Source organism: Phenylobacterium sp. RIFCSPHIGHO2_01_FULL_69_31 (assembly GCF_001824475.1).
Taxonomy (GTDB): domain Bacteria; phylum Pseudomonadota; class Alphaproteobacteria; order Caulobacterales; family Caulobacteraceae; genus Phenylobacterium.
The window spans coordinates 59412-83295 of the sequence record NZ_MHXN01000042.1 but is presented as its reverse complement, the minus strand read 5'-3'; the positions used below and the strand labels follow the sequence as shown (position 1 = coordinate 83295).

Annotated in this window: 21 protein-coding genes; 14 read left to right on the top strand and 7 right to left on the bottom strand. The window is 67.7% G+C overall.

Annotation, left to right across the window (positions count from 1 at the left end):
* Positions 1–3: 3 nt before the first annotated feature.
* The 3 genes from A2790_RS21790 to hspQ form a co-directional block, all read right to left on the bottom strand.
* Positions 4–798 (bottom strand): thioesterase family protein, encoded by a 795-nt coding sequence (locus tag A2790_RS21790; RefSeq protein ID WP_293396380.1) that lies wholly within the window; start codon positions 796–798, stop codon positions 4–6.
* Between the two features lie 51 nt (positions 799–849).
* Positions 850–1713, bottom strand: coding sequence for a phenylalanine 4-monooxygenase (gene phhA, locus A2790_RS21785; RefSeq protein ID WP_293396377.1), 864 nt, complete (start codon positions 1711–1713; stop codon positions 850–852).
* Between the two features lie 121 nt (positions 1714–1834).
* Entirely contained in the window at positions 1835–2164 is a 330-nt protein-coding gene (gene hspQ / locus A2790_RS21780) for a heat shock protein HspQ (RefSeq protein ID WP_068879025.1), read from the bottom strand.
* Positions 2165–2327: 163 nt separating this feature from the next.
* Here hspQ and A2790_RS21775 point away from each other — a divergent pair, with 163 nt between their 5' ends.
* From A2790_RS21775 to A2790_RS21765, 3 genes are all read left to right on the top strand, one after another.
* Positions 2328–3416 carry a Ppx/GppA phosphatase family protein gene (locus A2790_RS21775; RefSeq protein ID WP_293396372.1) on the top strand — a complete coding sequence of 363 codons (1089 nt, stop codon included), beginning with the start codon at positions 2328–2330 and terminating at the stop codon, positions 3414–3416.
* The gene (locus A2790_RS21770) at positions 3413–4120 is read left to right on the top strand and encodes an RlmE family RNA methyltransferase (protein WP_293396369.1); all 708 of its coding nucleotides are present in this window, start codon (positions 3413–3415) and stop codon (positions 4118–4120) included. The genes A2790_RS21775 and A2790_RS21770 overlap by 4 nt, the downstream gene beginning before the upstream one ends.
* 134 nt (positions 4121–4254) lie before the next feature.
* Positions 4255–7815 carry an autotransporter outer membrane beta-barrel domain-containing protein gene (locus A2790_RS21765; RefSeq protein ID WP_293396366.1) on the top strand — a complete coding sequence of 1187 codons (3561 nt, stop codon included), beginning with the start codon at positions 4255–4257 and terminating at the stop codon, positions 7813–7815.
* Positions 7816–7849: 34 nt separating this feature from the next.
* Here A2790_RS21765 and A2790_RS21760 read toward each other — a convergent pair whose 3' ends face one another.
* Positions 7850–8125: a hypothetical protein gene (locus tag A2790_RS21760; protein ID WP_293396363.1), complete on the bottom strand. Its 276-nt coding sequence runs from the start codon at positions 8123–8125 to the stop codon at positions 7850–7852.
* 167 nt (positions 8126–8292) lie between these two features.
* Between A2790_RS21760 and A2790_RS21755 the strand changes: the two genes are divergently transcribed.
* Positions 8293–8748 carry an SRPBCC domain-containing protein gene (locus tag A2790_RS21755; RefSeq protein WP_293396360.1) on the top strand — a complete coding sequence of 152 codons (456 nt, stop codon included), beginning with the start codon at positions 8293–8295 and terminating at the stop codon, positions 8746–8748.
* The gene (locus A2790_RS21750; protein WP_293396357.1) at positions 8748–9065 is read left to right on the top strand and encodes a metalloregulator ArsR/SmtB family transcription factor; all 318 of its coding nucleotides are present in this window, start codon (positions 8748–8750) and stop codon (positions 9063–9065) included. Before A2790_RS21755 ends, A2790_RS21750 begins: the two co-directional genes overlap by 1 nt.
* Here the strand turns inward: A2790_RS21750 and A2790_RS21745 are convergent.
* Positions 9062–9955, bottom strand: a complete 894-nt coding sequence (locus A2790_RS21745) for a LysR family transcriptional regulator (protein WP_293396354.1) — start codon at positions 9953–9955, stop codon at positions 9062–9064. The two genes, A2790_RS21750 and A2790_RS21745, sit on opposite strands and share 4 nt — an antisense overlap.
* Positions 9956–10009: 54 nt before the next feature.
* On the opposite strand from A2790_RS21745, the gene A2790_RS21740 reads away from it, so the two are divergent.
* The 6 genes from A2790_RS21740 to A2790_RS21715 all read left to right on the top strand — a co-directional run bounded on the left by A2790_RS21740 (position 10010) and on the right by A2790_RS21715 (position 17565).
* Entirely contained in the window at positions 10010–11200 is a 1191-nt protein-coding gene (locus A2790_RS21740; protein WP_293396351.1) for an MFS transporter, read from the top strand.
* A gap of 71 nt (positions 11201–11271) precedes the next feature.
* Positions 11272–12732, top strand: coding sequence for an IMP dehydrogenase (gene guaB / locus A2790_RS21735; RefSeq protein WP_293396348.1), 1461 nt, complete (start codon positions 11272–11274; stop codon positions 12730–12732).
* Between the two features lie 28 nt (positions 12733–12760).
* Complete coding sequence (locus A2790_RS21730; protein ID WP_293396345.1) at positions 12761–13168, top strand: MAPEG family protein; 408 nt, start codon at positions 12761–12763, stop codon at positions 13166–13168.
* A 4-nt stretch (positions 13169–13172) separates the two neighbouring features.
* Positions 13173–14450: an RsmB/NOP family class I SAM-dependent RNA methyltransferase gene (locus tag A2790_RS21725; protein WP_293396342.1), complete on the top strand. Its 1278-nt coding sequence runs from the start codon at positions 13173–13175 to the stop codon at positions 14448–14450.
* A 9-nt stretch (positions 14451–14459) separates the two neighbouring features.
* Positions 14460–16019 (top strand): glutamine-hydrolyzing GMP synthase, encoded by a 1560-nt coding sequence (guaA, locus tag A2790_RS21720; protein ID WP_293396339.1) that lies wholly within the window; start codon positions 14460–14462, stop codon positions 16017–16019.
* A gap of 289 nt (positions 16020–16308) precedes the next feature.
* Positions 16309–17565, top strand: coding sequence for a tyrosine-type recombinase/integrase (locus A2790_RS21715; protein ID WP_257817635.1), 1257 nt, complete (start codon positions 16309–16311; stop codon positions 17563–17565).
* Here the strand turns inward: A2790_RS21715 and A2790_RS21710 are convergent.
* The gene (locus A2790_RS21710; RefSeq protein WP_257817636.1) at positions 17555–17848 is read right to left on the bottom strand and encodes an AlpA family transcriptional regulator; all 294 of its coding nucleotides are present in this window, start codon (positions 17846–17848) and stop codon (positions 17555–17557) included. The genes A2790_RS21715 and A2790_RS21710 overlap by 11 nt on opposite strands.
* A 358-nt stretch (positions 17849–18206) precedes the next feature.
* Between A2790_RS21710 and A2790_RS21705 the strand changes: the two genes are divergently transcribed.
* The 3 genes from A2790_RS21705 to A2790_RS21695 are packed head-to-tail and all read left to right on the top strand — an operon-like array spanning position 18207 to position 21552.
* Positions 18207–18404, top strand: a complete 198-nt coding sequence (locus A2790_RS21705) for a hypothetical protein (protein ID WP_293396335.1) — start codon at positions 18207–18209, stop codon at positions 18402–18404.
* On the top strand, positions 18376–20814 hold the full coding sequence (locus A2790_RS21700; RefSeq protein ID WP_257817638.1) for an ATP-binding protein: 2439 nt from the start codon (positions 18376–18378) through the stop codon (positions 20812–20814). The genes A2790_RS21705 and A2790_RS21700 overlap by 29 nt, the downstream gene beginning before the upstream one ends.
* Before the next feature lie 18 nt (positions 20815–20832).
* A complete protein-coding gene (locus A2790_RS21695) occupies positions 20833–21552 on the top strand; it encodes a DCL family protein (RefSeq protein WP_257817639.1) in 720 nt (239 codons plus the stop codon).
* Between the two features lie 278 nt (positions 21553–21830).
* On the opposite strand, the gene A2790_RS21690 is transcribed toward A2790_RS21695, so the two are convergent.
* A complete protein-coding gene (locus A2790_RS21690) occupies positions 21831–23789 on the bottom strand; it encodes an ATP-binding protein (protein ID WP_293396330.1) in 1959 nt (652 codons plus the stop codon).
* Positions 23790–23884: the final 95 nt, after the last annotated feature.

The following is a 23884-nucleotide window of genomic DNA, read 5'->3' as shown; positions in this document are numbered from 1 at the left end:
CCGCTAGGCCTTGAAGTAGAAGACCTGGGTGGTCGTCGCGAGCAGCCGGCCCGACGGCGACCACAGCTCACCGGCCTGGTCGCCGTAGCTTTTGTGGAAGGTGCGGGCATCGGCGACGCCCAGGACTTCGGTGGCGCCCTCCGCCGCCAGCTCTGCGGCGCTGACGTGGAAGTGGGTGGTCATCGAGACCGTCCCGAACGGCACGATCGACCGGCGCGCGTGGAAGATGCGGCCGAAGAAGGCGTCGCCCATGGCCGCCAGGGCGGCATGGTCCAGCACGCGGGGCTCGGCGTCGGCGATCCAGACCTCGGAGCGGGTTTCGCCCGTGCCGCCGCCGCTGAAATCCGGCGCGCCGGCGGCGAAGCGGAACCGGTATTGCCCGGGCCAGCGCGCACTGGAGGGGCTGTCGTAGATGGGGGCCGGACCGGGTTGTGGGGGCCTCGCGACCTGGTGCGACCAACTCTCGCGTCGTTCGGCCAGCACCAGGGTGGCTATGGCGGCCGGCTCGCCGCCCCCCTGGCTCAGCTCGACGAGCCAGTGCTGGGACGAGCGGTTGGCGCGGACGGGCCGCACGTCGATCTCGAAACCGCCCTCGGCGATCGGCGCGGCGTAGTTCACGGTCAGGGCTAGCGGGTCGCCGGCGGCCCGGGGATCCTGCGTCACGGCGTTCAGCAGGGTCGCGGCGGTGGTCCCGCCGAAGGGGCCAACGAAGGCCCAGTAATCGGGGCTCGTCTTGCCACGAAGGCGGCCGGAGCCGTCGGGGCGCAGGGCAGTGGCGGCATCGAACGCATGGATCATGCGCTCAGCATGGAGCGGCCGCGCGCCGCGACAACTCCCTCCGAGGTAATGTCAGGCCGCCGTTCGCCCGCCGCGCCGGGCGTAGGCCTGGGTCCCGCGGGTGAAGACCTTGTCGTCCGGGAGCACCGCCTCGATGGGGATGTCCGTCTGGCCCGCCAGGGCGGCGTAGAGCGCGCCGAAGTCGGCCAGGGTAGCGTCCAGCAGGGCCTGCAGCGACGGGATCACGAAATAGACCTGCTGGAAGTCGTCGATGCGGTAGGGGGTGCGCATGGTCCGCGCCAGGTCGAAGCCCAGGCGGTTGGGGGAGGGATCGTCCAGGGCGAAGATCGACTCGGCGTGGCTGGAGACGATCCCCGCGCCGTAGATCCGGAGGCCGGCGGCGGTCTCCAACAGGCCGAACTCCACCGTATACCAATAGAGCCGCGCGAGGTTGTGCAGGCGGCCCAGGTTGAGGGCCCGCAGGCCGCCCTGACCGTAGGCCTGCATGTAGTCGGCGAAGGTGGGGTCCGTCAGCATGGGCACGTGGCCGAACACGTCGTGGAAGACGTCCGGCTCCTGGAGGTAGTCCAGCTGTTCGGGCTTGCGGATGAAGTTGCCGGCGGGGAACCGGCGGTTGGCCAGGTGGTCGAAGAAGACGGCGTCGGGGACCAGCCCTGGGACCGCCACCACCGTCCAGCCGGTCAGCCGCTCCAGCTCCTCGTTGATCCGGCCGAACTCCGGGATCCCGGTACGGTGCAGGTCCAGCGCGTCGAGGCCCTTCAGGAAGGGGTCGCATGCCCGGCCAGGTAGCAGGTCGCGCTGGCGCTCGTAGAGCGTGATCCAGACGTCGTGTTCCGCTTGGGTATAGGTCGCCCAGCCCTGGTCGATGGTCCAATCGGGGCGGGCGCCCGGCGGCGGCGGGAGGTCGGTGGCCATGACGCAGAGAATGGAGCGGCTCAGCCGCAAGTTCCCGCCTTATTGGCCTCCGGAAAGGCCACTTGCCGAAACAATTTTGCGCGTCGCGGGCGGCCGCCGCATAGACTGTGTAGGGCCTGCCTTAGTGGCCGATGCCCGACCGCAGCCGGTAGTGGCCTTCCTTGAAGGTGTCGAAGATCAGCGAGGCCTGCGGGTGGCCGACCGGCTGTCCGGTGTCGTCCAGTTCAAGGTTCTGCTCCGACACATAGGCCACGTAGGCGCTGTCGTCGTTCTCGGCCAGCAGGTGGTAGAACGGCTGGTCCTTGTGCGGCCGGATATGCTCCGGGATCGAGAGCCAGTACTCCTCGGTGTTGGAGAACATGGGATCGACGTCGAAGATTACGCCGCGGAAGGGGTAGACCCGGTGGCGGACGACTTGGCCGATGGTGAATTTGGCGAGTCGCGTGCTCATACCGTCGAATCTAAGCCTTCTCTCCTGACTGGAAGGTGAACGTAGCGTCGGAAAGTCGTCATTCAACCGTCGTCGTCTTCCTGGCGCCTGCCGCACTTGCTACAGTCGCCTCGAAATGAGGCGCTGCGGGGGGCGGGCGTCTGCGTAGGACGGAATTGTGTCCATGGATGAGGCGCCGCGCGCGCCCGGGTCGCCAGTTCGCGGCCGGGATAGGTCTTTGGGCGCCGAGGCGCCCTGCTATGCGGCCCTGGACCTGGGCACCAACAACTGCCGACTCCTGATCGCTGCGCCCGCGCCGACGGGCGGCTTCCGCGTGCTGGAGGCCTATTCGCGCATCGTACGCCTGGGCGAGGGGCTCACCCAGAGCGGCCGGCTCTCGGAAGAGGCCATGGACCGCGCCCTGGCCGCCCTCAAGGTGAGCGGCGAGAAGGTGCGCCGCCGACGCGTCGCCAAGTTCCGCGCCATCGCGACCCAGGCCTGCCGCATCGCCGAGAACGGTCAGGCCTTCGTAAACCGGGTCGCCCACGAGACCGGGGTGAAGCTGCAGATCATCAGCCCGCAGGAGGAGGCGCGACTTTCGGTGACGGGTTGCCTCAACCTGCTGGACGACCGGCATGAGGCCGCCCTGGTGGTGGACGTCGGCGGCGGGTCCACCGAGCTCTCCTGGGTGGATCTGAAGGCGCCGTCGCAGGGCGGGACGCCGCCGGTCCGGGCTTGGCTGTCGGTGCCCATCGGCGTCGTCACCCTGGCCGAGCGGTTCCCGGAGGGCGACGTCGCCACCGAGGCCTGGTTCCGCGAGATGGTCGACCATGTGAAGGCCCAGATCGCCGCCTTCCGCCGCGCCGACCCGCTGAAGCCCATCTTCCAGGCCGACCGCGCGCACCTGGTGGGGACCTCGGGCGCGATCACCAGCCTGGCGGGGATGCACCTGCGGCTGCCCCGCTACGACCGCAACCGGGTGGACGGCATCTGGATGACGCGTTCGGACTGCGAGGCGGCGGCCGACGGCCTGCTGGCGCTCAACGCCGCCGAGCGCGCGGCCCAACCGTGCATCGGTCCCGATCGCGCCGATCTGGTCCTGGCGGGCGCGGCGATCCTGCAGGCCGTGCAGGAGGAATGGCCCTGCAGCCGGGTGCGGGTGGCCGACCGGGGTCTGCGCGAAGGCATCCTCCTTTCGCTGATGGCCGAGCGCGGCCAGCGTCGACGGCGCAGGCGCCGGCGCGGCCGAGGTGGTACGAAGGCGGCCGCATGACCGACGAGCCCCCCCGCAAACGCATGGTGAAGCCGCCGACCGGCGGCGTGGAAGGCGGCCGCGGCAAGCCCGCGCGCCTCAAGACCGCCAAGGAACGCACGCCCAGCCAGCAGGCCTGGCTGGAGCGCCAGATCAACGATCCTTTCGCGGCCAAGGCCCGGGCCCTGGGCTACCGCAGCCGGGCGGCGTTCAAGATCACCGAGATCGACGACCGCTTCCATTTCTTCCGCAAGGGGGCGCGCGTGGTCGACCTGGGCCTGGCCCCTGGCGGCTGGACGCAGGTGGCCATCGAGCGCGGGGTGACCGATATCGTGGGCGTCGACCTGCTGCCGGTCGATCCGCTGCCGCCCGCCCATATCCTGCAGATGGACTTCACCGACCCGGCGTGCGGGCCGAAGCTGATCGAGCTGCTCGGCGGGGCGCCGGACGTGGTGATGTCCGACATGGCGCCGAACACCATCGGTCACCGTGAGACCGACCACCTGCGCATCGTCGGCCTGATCGAGGCGGCCATCGATTTTGCGGTCGAGGTGCTGAAGCCCGGCGGGACCTTCGTGGCCAAGGCCTTCCAGGGCGGCGGCTCCGACCAGCTCATCGCCCTCTTGAAGCGCTACTTCACGGACGTCCGAAACGTGAAGCCCAAGGCTAGCCGCCAGGACAGCTCCGAGGTCTTCTTCGTCGCCACGGGCTTCCGGGGGCGCTGAGGTGAGGGCCTGCAACCTCAGCGCGTGTGCGCGTTTGACGCATACTCAAAATGGGGCGTCGGGATGTGGGCGTAACCCCCTGTTGAATGAGGACCTTTAGCCGCTGAGCTCCCAGTTTCGGAGCCAGTTGCGTCATGTCCAAAGCGAGCCCGTCGGCCGACGAATTCTTCAGCCCCGAGACCGCGCCGGTGGCCGCCCTCGCGGCCCGCCGCTGGCTTGTGCGCGCCTTGGCCAGCACCGCAATCGTCGCGGCCGTCGCGCCAGCGGCCCATGCCCAGAGCCTCGTCCTGCAGGGTGACTATCTGAAGATCGGCCTCAACGACAAAGGCACCCTTGGCACCGGCGGCACGGTGCAGCCGGGCATCCTGTACGACGGCGCGGGCACGGGAACGTTCAACCCCGCCTACGACTACCTCACTCCCGGCTCCCCGATGGAGGGCTTCGTCCTCCAGGGCACGACCTCGGGCGGCGCCTTCACCGCCACCAACAGCAACGCCTCGCTCGGTTCGGCCCAGATCAGCGGCACGCTCACCGACTACAGCGGCGTCGCCCACGGCGGCTCCACCTTCGACCAGCGCGCCGTTTGGACTGGGACCTACGGCAGCACGCTCGGCGTAAGCCACGACTATCGCTTCAACGAGAACGGCCAACAGCTCCAGATCGTCACCACGATCACCGCGATGACCGACATCACCGGCCTGAAGTTCGTGCGCTTCACCGATCCCGACGCCGTCGCGGCGCCCGGCGACAGCAGCGCCACCAACAACTTCCAGGGCAATGGCTCGGTCCCGACGACGGATCTGATCTACGCCGAGGCCACCGTGTCGAAGTACGTGATCGGCCTCTACTCCAACGACTCCGCGCCCCACGTCACCGGCGCACCGGGGTTCACCGCCGCCCCTGCCGGCTACCTGGCCGGTACGTTTCTGGGCAACGGCGACTACACGATCGGCATGGGCTTCACGCTGGGCGATCTTGTGAACGGCGACAGCGTCACCCTGACCTACGCCTACATCTTCGGCACCGACATCGCCGCGGCGATCAGCGCCAACGACGGTGGCGGCGGTGGTGGTGGCGGCGCGCCGCCGCGCAACATCGAGGCGGGCGGCCAGTTCTCCGCCGCCGACCTGGCGGGCGGCAGCGTCAACCCGGTGTTCGACGGCGGCGCGCTCAAGGTCGTCGACGACAGCTCGGTGAACCTCGACTTCCGCGTCACGGAGAAGGGCGGCTCCATCGACACCGGCGGCCATGATCTCGTCCTGTCGGGCGTGATCTCGGGCGAGGGGCGGCTCATCAAGACGGGCGAGGGCGTCCTGGAGCTGAAGGGGGCCAACACCTTCCTCGGCGTGACCGTGAACCAGGGCGTGCTGGCCATCGGCGCCGACACCGCCCTGGGCGCGGAGGGCGCCGACCTCGAGGTCAATGGCGGCACGATCCGCACCACGGGCGACACCAGCATCCTGCGCCGGATCACCCTGGCCACGGGCCCGTCCACCTTCGACACCGACCACGTACTGACCCTCGGTGGACCGATCACCGGCGGCGGCCAGCTCGTGAAGACCGGCTCGGGCGTCCTCACGCTCTCGGGCGAGAACAGCTTCGGGGGCGTGTCGATCCAGTCCGGCGCCCTGGCCATCTCGGACACCAAGGCCCTTGGCGGCCTCACCAGCGTGATCCAGCTCGGCGAGAACACCCGCTTCATCGCCACGAACGACCTGACCGTCTCCAATCCGTTGGAGATCGCCGCCGGCCTCGCCACCATCGACTTCTCGGGCGCCAACCTCACGCTCAGCGGCCCGATGACCGGCGGTGGCGGTCTCATCAAGACCGGAGCCGGCGCTCTGACCCTGGACGGCCCCAGCACCCTGACGTCCATCAACATCGCCGGTGGCTCGGTGATCGCCACCTCGCAGGCCGCCCTGGGCGCCAGCAACGGCGCCATTGTGCTGGGCGGCGGCACGACGCTGACTCTCCAAAATGACCTGGCGATCACCCAGTCGCTCGCCATCCGCGGCCCGAACGCCATCATCGACACCGGCGCCGGCAACGTCGCCCTGACCGGCGTCCTGAGCGGCGACAACTGCCTGATCAAGGCCGGGTCGGGCTCGTTGAACCTGCTGGCGCCCGGCGCCAACGCCATCGGCGCCTGCGTCCAGGAAGGTACGTTGAAGTTCAACAACGTCTTCACCGGCAACGTCACCGTGGACGCCCTGGGCGCGGCCGGCGGCTCAGGCCTGATCAAGGGCAATGTGAACGTCGCCGGCGTCCTGTCCCCCGGCAACTCGCCCGGCCGCCTCGTGGTCGACGGCAGCGTCGCCCTCCAGCGCGACGGCACCTTGTTGATCGACATCGATGGCCCGACCGCCGGCATCGGCGCGGGTCACTTCGACACCCTGGTCCTGACGGGGACGGGGAGCGTCTTCACCGCCGCCGGCGCGATTTCGCCGATCACCCGCGGCATCACCGGCGACGCCACGAACACCTATACGCCCCGCATCGGCGACGCCTTCCAGGTGGTCACGGCCGAGGGCGGCGTCACCGGCCGTTTCGACCGTGTGACGCAGCCGACGCAGGGCCTGTCGGCGAACAGCCGCTTCGAGGTCGTCTATCGCCCCAACGCGGTCATCTTGGCGGTGACGCCCGACCGTTACGCCGCTATTCCCACGGGCGCCGAGAACGCGGAGGCCGCTGGCGGCGCCGTCGACGTCCTGCGCGACGCCGGCTCGACCGGCTTCTCCGACACCCTGATCGGCCTCAACGAGGTTCAGATCGCCGGTGTCCTGCACCTGGCGGCCGGTGAGGTCCACGCCGACACGGTCGAGGCGGTCCTGCGCGGCGCCCGCGCCGCCCGCCGTCTCGCCATCGCCCGCACGGCCTCCGCCACCGCCGATCGCGAGGTCTGGGCGTCGTTCGTGGGCGGCACACGCGAGGTGGGCGCCGACGATATCGCCGGGCGCTATCGCGACGATCGGCTGGGCGTCGTGATCGGCGCTGACCGTCGGATCAGCGACACCGTCCGCCTCGGCGGCGCAGTCAGCTACGGCGAGTCCGAGGTCAAGGCCGGCCAGTTCGGCGCGGGACGCGCCTTCAGCTATCAGGCCATGGCCTATGCCGGCTGGACCTCCGGGCCGCTCTACGCAAGCGGTGTCGTCCAGGCCGGCAAGGACGTCTACAAGACCACTCGCCAACTCGGCGGCGCCACCCTCTACGCCAAGCCGGAAGGCGCCTCCTACGCCGTGGACGTCGAGGCGGGCCGCACCTTCGTCCTCGCGCCCGCGACCGTCACCGTCATCGCTGGCCTCTCCAAGGACCGGATCGACCGCGACAGCGTCACGGAAGCCGGCAGCGCTGCTGTCGGCCTCAGCTTCGACGATGTGAAGCGCGACGCCTTCCAGGCCCGCCTCGGCGTCCGCGCCGAGCGGCAGGTCGTCCTGCGCGACGCCACCTTGAAGCCGTACGTCTCGGCCTTTGCCTTGCAGGAACTGGACGGTGCGCGCACCCGCATCGACACCGCGCTGCAGGGTTCCGGCTTCGACGTAGCGTCCAGCTCGCCCGGCCGCACGTCGCTGGAACTGTCGGCCGGCTTTGAGGCCCGGGTCGGCGCCCGCGGCGTGGTCCGGATGGGCTACCGCTATGAAGGCGCTCGCGAAGCCCAGGCCCACGCCTTCAGCCTGACCGGCGCCGTGGCGTTCTGAGCCATCGCGATGGAGGAGGGGAGACGCCCGCCCGTCAGCGGGTCGTCTCCTTCTCCCGCGGCGCAGAGATCTTCCGCGTCCGGGCCTGGGCCTTGGGTTTCGGCAGCAGCCGGAACCGCGTCTGGCACCACCCCCAGTCGATGCCCACGTCGAGAAGATGGTCGGCCCGCCCGCAGGGGCAGCCGAACTCCATCACGCCCAGGACCCGATAGGTCTCCCCGGCCTGCAGCGGCACGGGTCGCCCCGTCACATGATTGGGGGCGGCGTTCACGCAAAGCACCAGATCGCCAGGGCCGACTGCGTCGCTCATCGCTCTCACCAGATTGCCTTTGATGAACGTAAACTTGGAGCGGCGAGGCGGCCACCCCCCAAACCCCAAGGGTGCGGTAGGACGCCTTCGCACCACGATACTGAAGTCATCGCTTGACAAAAAGGCCGCTGCGATACTGAAGTATGGACTTCAATAAGGAGGCGGCGATGAGCCCTGTGATCCACGACACCTTCGTGATCGAACGCACCTACCCAAAGGCCGTGGCGACGGTGTTTGCGGCATTCTCGGATCCGAGCAAGAAGCAGCGCTGGTTCGGCTACGCCGCCGAGGTGTTCGAGCTCGACTTTCGAGTCGGCGGGCGTGAGGTCAGCCGAGGGCGCCTGGGCGAGGACACCCCACTACCTGGCGTCTCGATCGTCGCCGAGGGCGAGCACCTGGACATCGCGCCCGACGAGCGGATCGTGATCGCCGCGACGATGACGGTCGGCGGCAGCCGCATCTCCGCCGGGCTGTACACCTTCGAATTCCAGGTCGCGGGAGAGGGGACGAAACTGACCTTCACCCACCAGGCCGCATTCTTCGAGAACGCTGACGGGCCGCAGATCAGGAGGAGCGGATGGGAGCAACTGCTGGACCGGCTCGCGCAGAGCTTGGCGAACTGATGCAGAGCCCAGAGTTCGACCGCCTGTTCAAGGCGCTGGGCGATCCCACCCGGCGCGCCATCCTCGGGCGGCTGAGCCTTGGCCCGAGTTCCGTATCGGCGCTCGCGGCCCCCCTCGACATCACCGTCACGGCGGTGGGACAGCACCTGCAGGTGCTGGAGGAAAGCCGGCTTGTGCGCACGGCGAAGGCCGGGCGCGTGCGCACGTGCCGTATAGACCAGGCGGGGTTCTCGGCCCTGGAGCGGTGGGTGGGCTGGCACAGGCGCGCGTGGGAGACGCACCTCGATCGGTTGGGCGACGTGCTGGACGAGGACTAGGGTTCGGGCGGGGCGGGCGTCTTGGCTCCTTCGGCCACCAGCCAGTCGCGGAGCTTCGCCAGCGCCCGGCTCTCCGCCCCTGGCGCGGTGAGGATGGCGAAGGCGCTGCCCGAGCGGTGGAAGCCCAGCGGGGCCACCAGCCGGCCACTGCGCACCTCGTCCACGCACAGCGGCCACGACACGACGGCAGCGCCCAGGCCCGCCAGCGCCGCGTCCATGGCGAAGTGGACGTGCGGGAATGCCCGCTCGCCAGCCGGGGGCAGCTCGATCCCCGCGTGCTCCGCAAAGAGGGGCCAGGCTTCGGGATGGGTCGCCGCCGCCAGTCGGGGCGCGGCCAGAGGGTCCTCGCCCCACCGCGCTACTGCTGCGGGCGACATGACGACCCCCAGGGCGTTGCGGATGAAGGCGGTGCAGTTGGGCTCTGATACCCGCTTCAGGGGCACGATCCGCACCACCGCCTGCGCGCCCCGGTGCGAGGTGGCGTGGGCCGCCAGCTCGGACAGCACCAGGCGGATCTCGGGATGCGCCGCCTGGAACCCGGCGAGCCGCGGGATCAGCCATTTGACGGAGAGGCTGGCGTTGACGGCGATGTGCAGGTCCTCGCCGCCGATCCGCACCCGGCGCACGACCCCCGCGATCTGGTCGAAGGCTTCGGTCAGGGCGGGCAGCAGCTCGCGTCCGGCGGCGGTCAGCTCCAGCCGGTTCTTGGGGCCCGTGAACAGCCGTACGCCCAGCGCGGCCTCCAGCGCCTTGACCTGCCGGCTGACCGCCGAGTGGGTCACGTGGAGTTCCTCGGCCGCCAGGGTAACCCGTCCGGTCCGCGCCATCGCCTCGAACGCCCGCAAGGCGTTCAACGAAGGCAGCGGCCCGGATGTGAGATTTTGGAACATGGAAAATCGAATAAGTCGATTTCCTCGCATCCGCAATCCAGGCACTAGCTCGCCATGGAAGCCCGCAACCCCCTCCAGCGACCCCAGGCGCTCGTCGTCGGCGGGTTCGGCCTGGGGCAGATCGCGGCTTTCGCCTCCAGCTTCTACCTGATGGGCGTGCTCGGCGACGCCGTCGGCCGGGACCTGGGACTCTCGCCGACCTTCGTCTTCAGCATGGTGTCGCTGTCGCTCGCCGTGCCGGCGTTCATCGCCCCGCGCGTGGCCCGGCGCATCGACGAGCGGGGCGGCAAGCAGGTCCTGCTCGCCTCCCACGTGGTCCTGGCGCTGGGGCTGGTGATCGTGGGCGTCGCCAAGGACGGCGTGGGCCTGGCGGCCGGCATGGCGGTGATCGGGTTCGGGCAGGCGCTAGGTCTGTCGCCGACGCCCTTCGCCATTCTGGTCTCGCTGTACGGGGAGGGCGCCCGCCGCCCGATCACCGCGGTGGCGCTGATCGGCGGCCTCGGTTCGGTGGTGGGCTGGCCCCTCACCGCCTGGATGGCCGAACAGCTCGGCTGGCGGGGCGCCCACTTCGCCTGGGCGGCCGTGCAGATCCTCGTGTGCCTGCCGCTGACGGCCTGGGTCTGTCCCCCGACGCCGGGTCACGGCCCGCGCGCGGCGGCGCTGCATGCGGACGTGCGGTGGGACCGGCCGATGATCCAGCTGGCCGTGCTGTTTGCCTGCGCCTGGTTCATCTCCACCTGCATGAGCGCCCACCTGCCGCGGCTGCTGGGCGCTTTCGGCCTGACGCCGCAGGCCGCCGCCGCAGCCGCGGGGCTCATGGGGATCTCCGCGGTCACGGTCCGGTTCCTGGAGTTCACCGTCCTGCGTCGCCTGCCTCCGCTGGCCACCACGCGCCTGGCCACGCTCATGCACCCGAGCGGCGCGGCGGCCCTCCTGACCCTCGGCGCGCCGGCTGGCGCGGCCATGGCGCTGGGGCAGGGGGCCGGCAACGGGATGCTCACCGTGGCCAAGGGCGTCCTGCCGCTGAGCCTCTGGGGCCCTGAAGGCTACGCCTGGCGCTCGGCGCTGATCGGCCGGCCGGCCCTGTTCGCCCAGATCCTCGGCCCGGCGCTGTTCGCCCTGGCGCTGGAGCGCTCCGCGACCCTCGCCGTCATGGCCACGACCGCCCTCTGCCTGGTCATGTTCGCCATGACCTTCGGCCTCGATCGTCGTCCCCGCATCGCCCAGGAGCCCGCAATCGCATGAACGCGCCCTTCACGCCCCTTGCTCCGCTAGCCGTCCAACCCCTATACGCGGACCGCAAAACGGAGAGTCTCATGCAGATCCGCGAAGGTCTGACCTTCGACGATGTTTTGCTCGAACCCGGCCCGTCCGACGTCATGCCGACGCAGGTGGATGTCTCGACCCGGTTCACGCGCGAAATCAGTCTGAATATCCCCCTCGTGTCCGCCGCGATGGACACGGTCACCGAAAGCCGCCTGGCCATCGCCATGGCCCAGTCGGGCGGCATCGGCGTCCTGCACCGCAACCTGACCGTCGAGGAACAGGCGGACCAGGTGCGCGAAGTGAAGCGCTACGAGAGCGGGATGGTCATCAACCCGCTGACGATCGGGCCCGAGACCACGCTGGGCGAGGTCCGGCAGATCAAGGCGCGGCGGCACATCTCCGGCTTTCCGGTCGTGGACCATAACGGCCGACTGTGCGGCATCCTCACCAACCGCGACATGCGGTTCGAGGGGCGCGACGACATTCCCGCCAAGGCGCTGATGACCCACGAGGGCCTGGTCACGGTCCGTGAGGGCGTCAGCCAGGCCGAGGCGCGCGACCTGCTGCGCCGGCACAAGATCGAGCGCCTGATCGTGGTCGACGACGACTATCGCGCCGTCGGCCTGATCACCGTCAAGGACATGGAGAAGTCCCAGGCCCACCCCTTCGCGGCCAAGGACGCCCAGGGGCGGCTGCTGGTGGCCGCCGCCTCGACGGTGGGCGATGCGGGTTACGAGCGTTCCATGGCCCTGGTGGACGCCGGGGTGGACGTGGTGGTGATCGACACCGCGCACGGCCACAACGCCGAGGTCGCCAACGCCGTGCAGCGGGTGAAGCGCGAGACCAACCGCGTCCAGATCGTGGCCGGCAACATCGCCACCTATGACGCCGCACGCGCGCTGATCGACGCCGGGGCGGACGCGGTGAAGGTCGGGATCGGTCCCGGCTCCATCTGCACCACCCGCATCGTGGCGGGCGTGGGCGTGCCCCAACTCACCGCCATCGCCGACGCCGTGCGGGCGGCGGCGGATTCGGACGTGCCGGTCGTGGCCGACGGCGGGATCAAGTATTCGGGCGACCTGGCCAAGGCGCTCGCCATGGGCGCCTCGGTGGCCATGATGGGCTCGGTGTTCGCCGGCGTCGACGAGGCGCCGGGCGAGGTCTTCCTCTACCAGGGCCGCAGCTACAAGTCGTATCGGGGCATGGGCTCGGTGGGCGCCATGGGTCAGGGCTCGGCCGACCGCTACTTCCAGAAGGACGTGAAGGACGCCCTGAAGCTGGTGCCCGAGGGGATCGAAGGCCAGGTGCCGTACAAGGGCCCTATCGCGCCGATCCTGCACCAGATGGTGGGCGGCCTGCGCGCCGCCATGGGCTACGTCGGCGCCCCGACCCTGCCGCTGTTCCGCGAGCGGGCCCGGTTCATCCGCATCACCAGCGCGGGCCTGCGCGAAAGCCACGTCCACGACGTGATGATCACGCGCGAGGCCCCGAACTATCCGAGCGCCGGCTAGACCCGGGCTCGAACGGGGAGGCGAAAGCATGGGCAGTGAACTGGCGGTGGAGCTGAAGCTCCTCGGCGCAGCGGTCGCCGTGGGGCTGGTCCAGCTCCTCTGGGCGGCGGCGGCGGCGCGGGCGCACCAGGGCGACTTGAAGTGGGCCGCGGGTCCGCGCGACACGCCCATGCCGCTGGGCGGCGTGGCCGCGCGCCTGGAGCGGGCCTTCTGGAACTTCGCCGAGACCTTCTCCTTCTTCGCGGCCGCCGTCCTGGCCTGCGCCGTGGCGGGGAAGCTGGGCGGGCCGCTGACGGTCTGGGGCGCGGGCCTCTACGTCGGCGGCCGCGCGCTCTATGCGCCGCTCTATGCGTCCGGGATCCCCACGGTCCGGACGCTGGTGTGGCTCGTTTCCATGGTCGGGCTCGTGATGGTGCTCGTGGCCCTATTCAGGTGACTTGATGCGAGACGGCGGACGCCTGACGGCGGCCATTGAGGTCCTCACCGAGATCGAGACGCGGCACAGGCCCGTCCGCCTCGCCATGAAGTCCTGGGGCGAGGGCGCGCGGTATGCGGGCTCGAAGGATCGCGCCTTCATCTCCGGCCTCGTGCTGGACGTCCTGCGCCGCCGCCGCTCGCTGGCCTGGAGGATGGGGGACGACAGCCTGCGGGCCGCCGTGCTGGGCACGCTGCACCTGCATTGGGGCTGGCCGCTGGACCGGCTGGCCGACGCGGCGGGCGATGAGGTGCATGGCCATGGGCCGCTCACCGACGCCGAACGCCAGGCCCTGGCGACGCCGCGGGACCTCGCGGATGCGCCGCCGGCGGTGCGCGGCGACTACCCCGACTGGCTGGACGCCGCCTTCGCGCGAGCCTTCGGCGAGGATCGGGCGGCGGAGGGCGCAGCGCTGGCCGAACGCGCGCCGGTGGACTTGCGGGTCAACACGATCAAGACCGACCCGGCGCGGGCGCTGAAGGCGCTCACCCCCTTCGACGCCCAGCCTCCAGGGTTGGCGGCCAACGCCTTGCGCATCCCCGCGCCCGCCGCGGCGGACCGGAGCGGGGCCGTCGAGGCCATCCCCCAGTTCTCGAAGGGCTGGTTCGAGGTGCAGGACCTGGGCTCCCAGGTGGCGGCCTCGGCCGCGGGCGAGGTGAAGGGCAAGCAGGTGCTGGACCTCTGCGCCGGCGGCGGCGGCAAGACGCTGGCGCTCGCGGCGGCCATGAACAACACCGGCCAGATCTATGCCTACGACAGCGACGCGCGGCGCCTGACCGACACCATCCGCCGGGGCGACCGGGCTGGCGTCCGCAACCTGCAGGTCCGTACGCCGCTCAACCCCGAGCCGCTGAAGGACCTGGCGGGCAAGATGGACGTGGTGTTCATCGATGCGCCGTGCAGCGGCACGGGCTCGTGGCGGCGGCATCCCGACACCAAGTGGCGGCTGACCCCGGAAACCCTGGCCAAGCGCCAGGCGGACCAGGACCTGGTGCTGAACGACGGAGCGGGCTTCGTGAAGCCGGGCGGCCGAATGATCTACGTCACCTGCTCGGTGCTGCCGGAGGAGGACGAGGATCGCGTCGCCGCCTTCCTCGAGCGCCACCCCGAGTTCGCCCGGCGGCCCGCCACGGCCGACCCCGAGCTGGCCCGTTTCCTCACCGCCGCCGGCGACCTGCGCCTGACCCCCCGATCCTCCGGCACCGACGGCTTCTATGTCGCTGTGCTGGAGAAAGCCCGCTAACGGAGCCCCATGACCACGCCCGCTCACGAAAAGGTCCTGATCGTCGATTTCGGCAGCCAGGTGACCCAGCTCATCGCGCGCCGGCTCCGCGAGAGCGGCGTCTATTGCGAGATTCATCCGTTCGACAAGGTCGAGCCGATGCTGGACGCCTTCGCCCCCAAGGCGGTGATCCTCTCCGGCGGCCCGGCCAGCGCCCACGAGGACGACAGCCCCGCGGCGCCGCAGCGCATCTTCGAACTCGGCGTGCCGGTGCTGGGCATCTGCTACGGCGAGATGACCATGTGCGCCCAGCTGGGCGGGGCGGTGGAGAGCGGCCACGACCGCGAGTTCGGCCGCGCCGAGATCCAGGTGCGGCAGGAAAGCCCGCTGCTGGAGGGCCTGGGCGACCTCGGGCACACCGAGACGGTGTGGATGAGCCATGGCGACAAGATCACCGCGATCCCGCAGGGGTTCGAGGTGGTCGCCACCTCCGACGGCAGTCCCTATGCCGTCATCGCCGATGAGGGCCGGCGCTTCTACGGCATCCAGTTCCACCCCGAGGTGGCCCACACACCCCGAGGCGCCCTGATCCTGCGCAACTTCACCCACCGGATCGCCGGACTGAAGGGGGACTGGACCATGGCCTCCTACCGCCAGGAGCAGGTGGCCAAGATCCGCGAGCAGGTGGGGGACGCCAAGGTGATCTGCGGCCTCTCGGGCGGCGTGGACAGCTCGGTGGCCGCCGTCCTGATCCACGAAGCGATCGGCGAGCAGCTGACCTGCGTGTTCGTCGACACCGGCCTGCTGCGGAAGGACGAGGCGACGCAGGTCGTGACCATGTTCCGGGATCACTACAACATTCCGCTGGTTCACGTGGATGCGGCTGATCTTTTCCTGGGCGAGCTCGCCGGGGTGACCGACCCGGAGACCAAGCGAAAGACCATCGGTCGGCTGTTCATCGAGGTGTTCGACAAGGAGAGCGCCAAGATCGAAGGCGCGACCTTCCTGGCCCAGGGCACCCTCTATCCGGACGTGATCGAGAGCGTCTCCGCGCGCGGCGGGCCGTCGGCGGTGATCAAGAGCCACCACAACGTGGGCGGCTTGCCGGACTACATGAAGCTGAAGCTGGTCGAGCCGCTGCGCGAGCTGTTCAAGGACGAGGTGCGCGCCCTTGGCGTCGAGCTGGGCCTGCCGCCGGCCTTCGTGGGCCGTCATCCGTTCCCAGGGCCGGGCCTGGCCATCCGCATCCCGGGCGAGATTACCCGGGAGAAGGTGGCGGTGCTGCAGCAGGCCGACGCGATCTACCTGGACGAGATCCGCAAGGCCGGGCTGTACGACTCCATCTGGCAGGCCTTCGCCGTGCTCCTGCCGGTGAAGACGGTGGGGGTGATGGGCGACGCGCGCACCTACGAGGACGTCCTGGCCCTGCGCGCCGTCACCTCGACGGACGGGATGACCGCCGACTTCTTCGAGTTCCCCTGGGAGGTGCTGGGCCGCTGCGCCACCCGGATCATCAACGAGGTGCGGGGCGTGAACCGCGTCGTCTATGACGTGACGTCCAAGCCCCCCGGGACGATCGAGTGGGAATGATCCGATAGCCTTCAGAGGCTATCGCAGAAGCCCGGCAAGCCCACGTAAGTCATTGAACAAAAACGTGATTGCTGCCGTCATCTATCGGTACCTATCGGGGAGCAGCAGCTCGTTCTGGCGGTAGTCATGACGGCGTCCCTCCCGCTTGCTCGCGATGAGTCTCGGCGATACCGTCATCTGGAAAGCACCGCGTGACGGTATTTTTGAGAGCGGAAGCCTCGGAAATATAAAGGAAAGCTGGTGTTTGGAGTCGCTCCGAAGGGGGTGACGGTATTCTCTGGAGTCTACCGTGCTTACCGACACCGCGCTCAAGAACCTGAAGCCCAAGGAGAAGGCGTATAAGGTCGCTGACCGCGACGGCATGTACGTCCACGTGACGACCTCGGGGTCGATCACCTTCCGCTACGATTACCGTTTGCATGGGCGCCGCGAGACGCTGACGATCGGCAAGTACGGGCCATCAGGTCTGTCCCTGGCGCGAGCGCGTGAGAAGTGTCTCGATGCCCGTCGGGCGGTGGCCGAGGGGCTTTCGCCCGCCCAGGAGAAGCAACGCGAGAAGCGGCGGGTCCTAGAGGCAAAGAGCTTCGGTGAGTTCGGGGAGCGCTGGTTCAAAGAGGCGCCTATGGCCGACAGCACCAGGGCGATGAGGCGCTCGATCTTCGAACGCGACCTGCTTCCGGCCTTTCGCAATCGCCTGTTGTCGGAGATCACGCCGGACGACCTGCGAGCCCTGTGCGCCAAGATCAAGGGTCGCGGCGCTCCCGCTACCGCAATCCATGTCCGGGACATCCTCAAACAGATCTACGGCTTCGCGATCCTCCATGGTGAAAAGGTCCGGAATCCCGCGGACGAGGTCGGACCCGCGTCGATCGCAACCTTCGTGGCGAAGGATCGCGCCCTATCGCCTACCGAGATCCGGATCATGCTGAAGCAGCTGGAGCATGTGCCGACGCTGCCGACTATCCGGCTCGGTCTGAAGCTGATCCTGCTCACGATGGTCCGGAAGAGCGAGCTGCAGGACGCAACCTGGGATGAGGTCGACTTTGAGAACGCGGTCTGGTCCATCCCGAAGGAGCGGATGAAGCGCTCGAAGGCCCACAATGTTTACCTGTCGGAGCAGTCCCTCGACATCTTGATCGCGCTGAAGACCTGCGCAGGAAACTCTCGGTTCCTGCTGCCGTCGCGCTACGATGCCGACGCACCAATGTCCCGCGCTACCTTCAACCGCATCACGACGGCGGTCGCGGAACGCGCGAAGAAGGAGGGGCTGCCACTCGAACCGTTCACGGTTCACGACCTGCGGCGGACCGGCTCAACCTTGCTGAACGAGCTCGGCTTCAACCGAGACTGGATCGAGAAGGCTCTGGCCCATGAGGACAGCCGCTCGTCTCGGGGCGTCTACAACAAGGCCGAGTACGAGCCGCAGCGACGGCACATGCTCCAGGAATGGGCCGACATGGTCGACGCGTGGGTTGATGGCCGGAAGCGTGCGCCGACGCTCTATCCGCCGAGCATGGAGCTGGGCCCGTTAGACGCTACTGTCTGACCGGTCGCGCACGGCGCTGGCGGACGTCCGGAGAGGGCGACCTGGCAATGAGGGAGGCGTCTGACGCGCGGCGACGCTCATCGATCCAAGCTTCCACCTCCGCCAGATCCCAGACGACGCACCGCGGTGTCAGGTTGAATCGGCGCGGAAATTCGCCACGTTGCTCAAGCTCGTAGATGGTCGTGTCGGCCAACGGAACAATGCGGCGAAGTTCCGCCCGGCGGACTGTGCGCCGGTAGCGCGGCCCCGAGCCGCCTAGCGCACCGGAGACGTCAGTAGGCATCTGCAATTCTCCTGACCTGCTTGCATGGAATCGCACTTGCTGCGTGCAGGGAAGGGGCCTCTCAAGCGCGTAGTACAAACGACGCCGTTCGCGCGGGAATGGGCGAGTTCTGACCCTTAGCTGACGCTCGCAAGGTCCGCTTCTCGGGTGGGCGCAGGGACTGCCGAGTAACAACTTCTGACTTAGCTGCTATCGGGAGCATCTGGCTTGTCGGAAGTAAGGGTAGGGCGCCGAATCCTGAGCCCGGCTCGTGTGGCAAATCCTTGTCTCGAACACTGACCATTGCTTGCGACAGTTTCGAGACTCGCGCCGCGTGACAGCTTTGCTTTAGATGGTGCTGGAGCGGGGCGGAGTGGACATGACCGACAGGAGTCATCTGGACGAGTTCGGGGCTAGCCGACAGGACGAATTGTCGAAGCAGCTGATAGCTACCTTCATCGCCGGCCACCGCAATCCGACGGTCAAAACAGCCGACTTGGTCACGCGCCTCAAGGACGTAATGGAGAAAGCCCTGCAGGAGCCGGCCGATGCGGCTGAAAGCTCTCACCGTCCGTAATTTCCGGGGCTTCGGCAGCGCGGCCGACCCCATCGACCTCGATAAGGATCTCGTCCTGTTCTACGGGCCGAACGGCCATGGCAAGACGAGTTTCGCCGAGGCTATCGAGTGGCTGTTCTACGGCACCACGAAGCGCCGCCAGCGGGGGGAGGATTTCAGCAAGGCTGAGTACGCCAACACCTTCGCCAACGTTCATGGCGGGACGCCGACCGAAGTCTCTCTGAAGGTCCATCTCAATGGCAAAGACGTCGAGCTGAGCCGGCGGCTGGGGCCGAAGGAGTCGTCGGAGACGTTCATCGACGGCGTCTCCGGTGCCTTCTCCAGTCTTGGCATAAACGCGCTCGAGGCCTTCTACCCCGTGGTCGCGCAGCATGGATTGCAGACGTTCGTCCATTCCAAACCTAAGGACCGACGCGACGCCATCTGTGCGGCGTTCGGTCTGGAGGAGCTGACCAACCTCAAATCTGCTTTGGAAAGCGCCCGTGGCTCGTTTCAGCGGACGCCGCCCGCCGCCGTGACGGAGGCGCGTGCGAAGCTCTCGGCCTTGGTTCAGGGCCTCGCCCTAACCCCGGCGACCACCGACGTGGCCCGACGGTGGGGTGAGGCGCCGGTGTCTGTTGACCTGGTGCGAGACGAAGCCGCGCTACTTGCCGGCGCAGCCGAGTTGACCGGTCAGCCTTGCGCCAACCGAGCAGAAGCGATCCAGGCGCTGCGCGCCGCGCGGGCGACTGTCGGCCGCGCCGTTTTCGACACTGCGCCTGTGGCGCTCGCGGAGAACCACGCGGATCTGAAGCGCGACGCCGTCGATCGACTGAGTGCGCTGCAATCCGCGTCCGCGACAGTCGATGATGCGGTGGCCGCGGTTTCCGCCGCGACCGCCGCCAGCTACAGCGCCGCGCTGCTCAGGTTCTGGTCGGAGGGCTTGGCGATCGCCGGCGATCGGGCCGACTGCCCCATGTGCGAAGAGCCGACGCTCGGCGACGCCCATAAGGCCGCGCTGCGTGAGCGGATCGCAGCCTCTGAGGAGCTGGTTACCGCGACCGACATCCTGACGAAAGTCTCGCAGTCCTGGCAGGAAGCTTTTAACCCCGCGGTCAGCGCTGTCACGGCCCTAGGCCTGCGCGGGCTGGACGAGATCGGCCGGAGTGGCCTCGTCACGATCCTCGGTGCGCATGAGCATCTCGATGACTACCTGGCGGCTCATGACACCTTCGCGCTGCGGCAGCGCGAGTTGGGCGACGCCCTGCGACGCAACAAAGAACTTGGGACGGCCACACGTGAGCGCGCCGGAACGGCGGCAGGCCTGCCCGGTTTGGTGGAGGATCGAAAGGCCGCGAGAGCGGCGCTAGAGAGCGCCGCGCGCGCATTCGCTCAAGCACTCGACGCCTACGAGGTGGGTTGGGGGCTGGTGGCCGGATCGGTTGAGGCCGTGATCGCCGGCAACAATGTGGTCGCCCGGATCGACGCGGTCGGAAAGGCGCTTGCCCTCGGGGACGCGGTGGAGACCTTGGCGCGATACGCCGCTATTCTTGAAGAGACTCAGGTGCTGATCCGTGCGGTCGAAGCAAGTGCTCAGCGCAAGCAAGAAGACCTGCTGAAATCGCGGGGAACAGAGGTCGCGCACCTCTACAAGCTGCTGAACCAAGGCGCGCTCGTCGGGTTCGACACGATGGAGCCGGCCAACGACGCCTTGAAGCTGCACGCCACCAGCTTCGGCGTACGGATGCCGGCCGCGGCCAACCTCAGTGAATGTCAGTTGAATTGCCTCGGCTTGGCCGTCTGGCTGATGCGCGCCACCACCAAGACCTCACCGTTTGGTTTCATCCTTCTGGACGATCCGGTTCAGGCAATGGATGACGACCATGCCGAAGCCTTCATCGCCCAAGTCGTCCCCCATCTCATCGACGACCACGGCAAACAGGTGGTGGTGTTGTCCCACGTGCGCAGTGTCACGGACAAGTTGCGCGCCCTGAACCTCCACCGGTCGACACAACTCTTCCACTACGAGAACTACCTTCAGACCGGCCCTGTGATCGTGCTGCAGGCGCGGCTCCAGCAGCAGTTGGCGGAGATCAAGGGCGCGGCCGCCGGCAATGAGGCCAATCGCCAATACGCCGTCGATCGCCTGCGCGTGCTCGTTGAGGAGTTTGTGCGCGAGCTTCACCTCGGGAAAACCGGCCAACAGCCGCCTGCCAACTACGACACTGCGAATTCAGGCCAGTTGCTCGAACTCTTCAGGGTGATCCCCGGCACCGCACCGGAAGACCACGCCGGCATGAAGGACACGGTGCGGTTCTGCGATCCGGCCCACCATAGCCAGGTGGGTTACGCGCCTCCGCAGAAGAGCGCCATTCAGCCTCATATCGACAGGGTCGCAGGCTTGATGAAGAAGTACGGGCTCATGAAGTAGCGTTGCGGAGCCTGTGCTGTGGCGGCAATCACCCTGACGAACGGCAAGGCCTGGGCGTCGCAAAAGGCGGCCAAGGCCCATTTCAAAGAGATTCTCCACACCTATGCCAATGGTGCCCCTGTCGATGATCCGGGTCATCATGACGACCTTGCAGCCCTGGTCGTGCGGCTCGATGCTGTGCTGCCGGCCGAAGAGCGTAAGGGGACGGCAGGCATCGTCCGGTTCGAGCGGCGATTGAACACAGGGGCCGGCTTCGCGACGCCGGGGTTCTGGCTGGTGCGGCCTAACGGTGAGGCGACCGATTTCAGTTACCTCACGGCGATCGAAGGGCGGGCGAAATCCCAGGATCTGGAATTCGCCGACGCCTGTCGCCGAGCGGTCGCCGGTGAGCTCGCCGCCTTCATGCGCGCCGAATTCGCGCGCTCTTCGAACGGTGTCGTTGCATGCGCTCTAACGGGCGCGCGCATTGCGCAGGCCGAGGCCCATGTCGATCATGACGATCCGAGCTTCGCTTCGATCATCCTCAGTTTTCGTCAGGCTCAGGGCTGGGTCGGCTCAGTGCCGGCCGGCGTGCTGACGAGCGGCGCAGATGCTCAAACCACTACGACCTTTGTTCGCCCCGCCGATGAGGCTGCGTTCCGCGCGTTCCACCAAGCTCATGCGAAATTGCGCGTCGTCAGCGTGGCGGCGAACCTCGCCCGGGCGGCCAGCCAGCGCCGACCAGCGCCCATCGCCTAGAGGCGATCCGCCCATCGGCCGATTTCGGCCAGCATTGTGTGTTCTTAATCTCGCAGCGGTCCGGTCGTGAAAAGACGGTTCACATAACCGCTTGCTGAGAGTTCGGCGTCGCTGCCATCCGCAAGCTGAAGCAGGCTTAGCCGGAGCGACGGATGCTTGATGCAGGCCTTCGGCTTGCAATGAGAGTCCGCTCCTGGCGCATGTCGGCCCTGCGCGAGTAGATCGACTTCGCGTGCGATCAGATGCCGAGTTTGTGGAAGAAGATCTTGTTCCGCATCTCAGCGTCTTTGCGGATTTTGTCCCAGCTCAGCACCTCGATGTAGAGGTTCATGTTGCTGTACCACCGGTACCATCCGAGCCCATCCGGCATGGGCGTGAAATCCTTGACGTCGCGCACCCAGTCCCGAACCTTCGTTGTGAGGTCGCACACAACGTAACCGTAGAAGGGCGTAGTCTCGGTCACGATGATCGCGCCCCTCTGGCGTCTGGAACTCGCCCGAGCGGAAACGCCTGACGTAGCGGACGACTTGCTCCACGGGATCGTCATCCGACGAGGCGTTGGCGAAGTCGTGCCGCAGCGGCCGCTTGAACTCGAAGATGATGATCGGGTTGCTGGCTTCGTTTTCTCCGCGGAACGCCACCTTGTGGTTGAAGATGGTCACGTCGCCCCGATCAGATTGGGGCCCGTTCATCGGCAGATCAGATGTCAGGTAGTCCGCGAAGTTCAGGCGCTCGTCCAGGATCCAGAGATTGTGGTCTTCGTAGTCGAGCTCGTCGCTGTCCTTGCGGCGAGGCACGATGATGTCGTGAACCTCACCTTCTGACTTGTACTTGCCGTCCTTGTCGCGCTCGAGCGACTTCCGGAAGAGGTCGAGGACGCACTTCCTCATGGAGACATAGTGCGCGAGGTCGTTCTTGCTGGTCTGCGAGATCTGCGCGAGGACCTTGGTGACCTGCTCGCTTAGGGCCGACATATCTTCCTTAGCCAAGATGGTCGCGACCTCGCTCCGCGTCTTGATCTCTACAGCATGCTTATGGCGCTGAAGGTGGATCTCGATCTCGGTGTCCGAGGGGTTCATTGGCAGGCTCGAGAAGTCTGCCTCCGCGGCTACGCTGGCGTGCCGGGGGGCTTCGTTCGCGACGTAAGCGTCGATCCGCTTCTGCTTCCGTTCCCTCCGAGTGCTGATGTCTTTGCCCATCGCCTCCCGCGTGATGTCTGCGGCAGCGCTTTCGATCTGAGCCTGCGAGACGCCCAAGAGCAGGTCGGTGTCACGGCCGAAGTGGAACGCCCCGCGTTCGAGCGACACGTTCTCGTCGAGATAGGAGCCATAGACGTAGGCTTTGACGATGTAGTTCCGGTCGCGACCCCCATCAGCGGGCAGGGTGGCGTCGTGAAACTCGTCGGCGAACTCCGGAACATAGGTCTGGATGGTGACATCCGTCACTTCGCGCCGATGGGCGACCAGGCTGATTTTGCTCTTCTGGCTGCGCGGCGAGTAGAACTTGAACACCCGCACCAGGAATTCGCGGGGGCCGTCCGTGGCCGGCAACGTGAAGAGCGGCGCAGGGACCGTCATCTCTGAGATATGGCCTTCACCGCCGCTCAGATAGTCGTTGAGCACCACAGCGTTTGCGCCGTCCGCGTCCTGCACGATGATGCGGGGGCAGGGCACCGCAGTGTCGACGAGGTAGGGCAGGAGTTTCTCGACCAGGGAGCGCGCAATGATCTCGACGCTCCGATCCTGCAGCTTTATCGCGCGAATTCCGGAGATGGTGACGCTTGTTCCGCTGTGTTCGGCATCGGAGGGCCTGACGGTCTCCCCAACGATGATGTCGTTCTCCAGCCCCATGTCGAAGGTGCGATGGCGCATGGTCTCGCCCTCGCGGTAGTCGCTCTCGACATGCAGGCGGTCGAAGTATTTGAGGCACGTGAACCGCCCAAACCCTTTGCCGCCCTGCTTAAGCTTGTTTGCGGTATAGAGTTCGTCGAACGCATCGCGGTTCGTCTTATTGAACCCGACACCGTTGTCGCGGACTTCGAAGCCGTCGACAGCTGGAACCTGGTCGAACAGCCCATGCTCTTGCGCGCGCAGCACGGTCACCTCGATACGACCCGTCTCCGCCTGGCCTTCGGGCATCGCTTGGATAGCGTTGACGATCAACTCAATGACCGGCGTGTAAACGGTAGTGCCAGACCGGATGTTGTCGATCACACGCCGGATATTGATGTTGCTCATCGATACGGACGTTTCCTCGTTTCGCATGCATCCGCGCCTCAGTGGGCGCGGCTCAGCAGCATCGGTCGAGCGCCCGTCAGACGCATAGCGGGCAA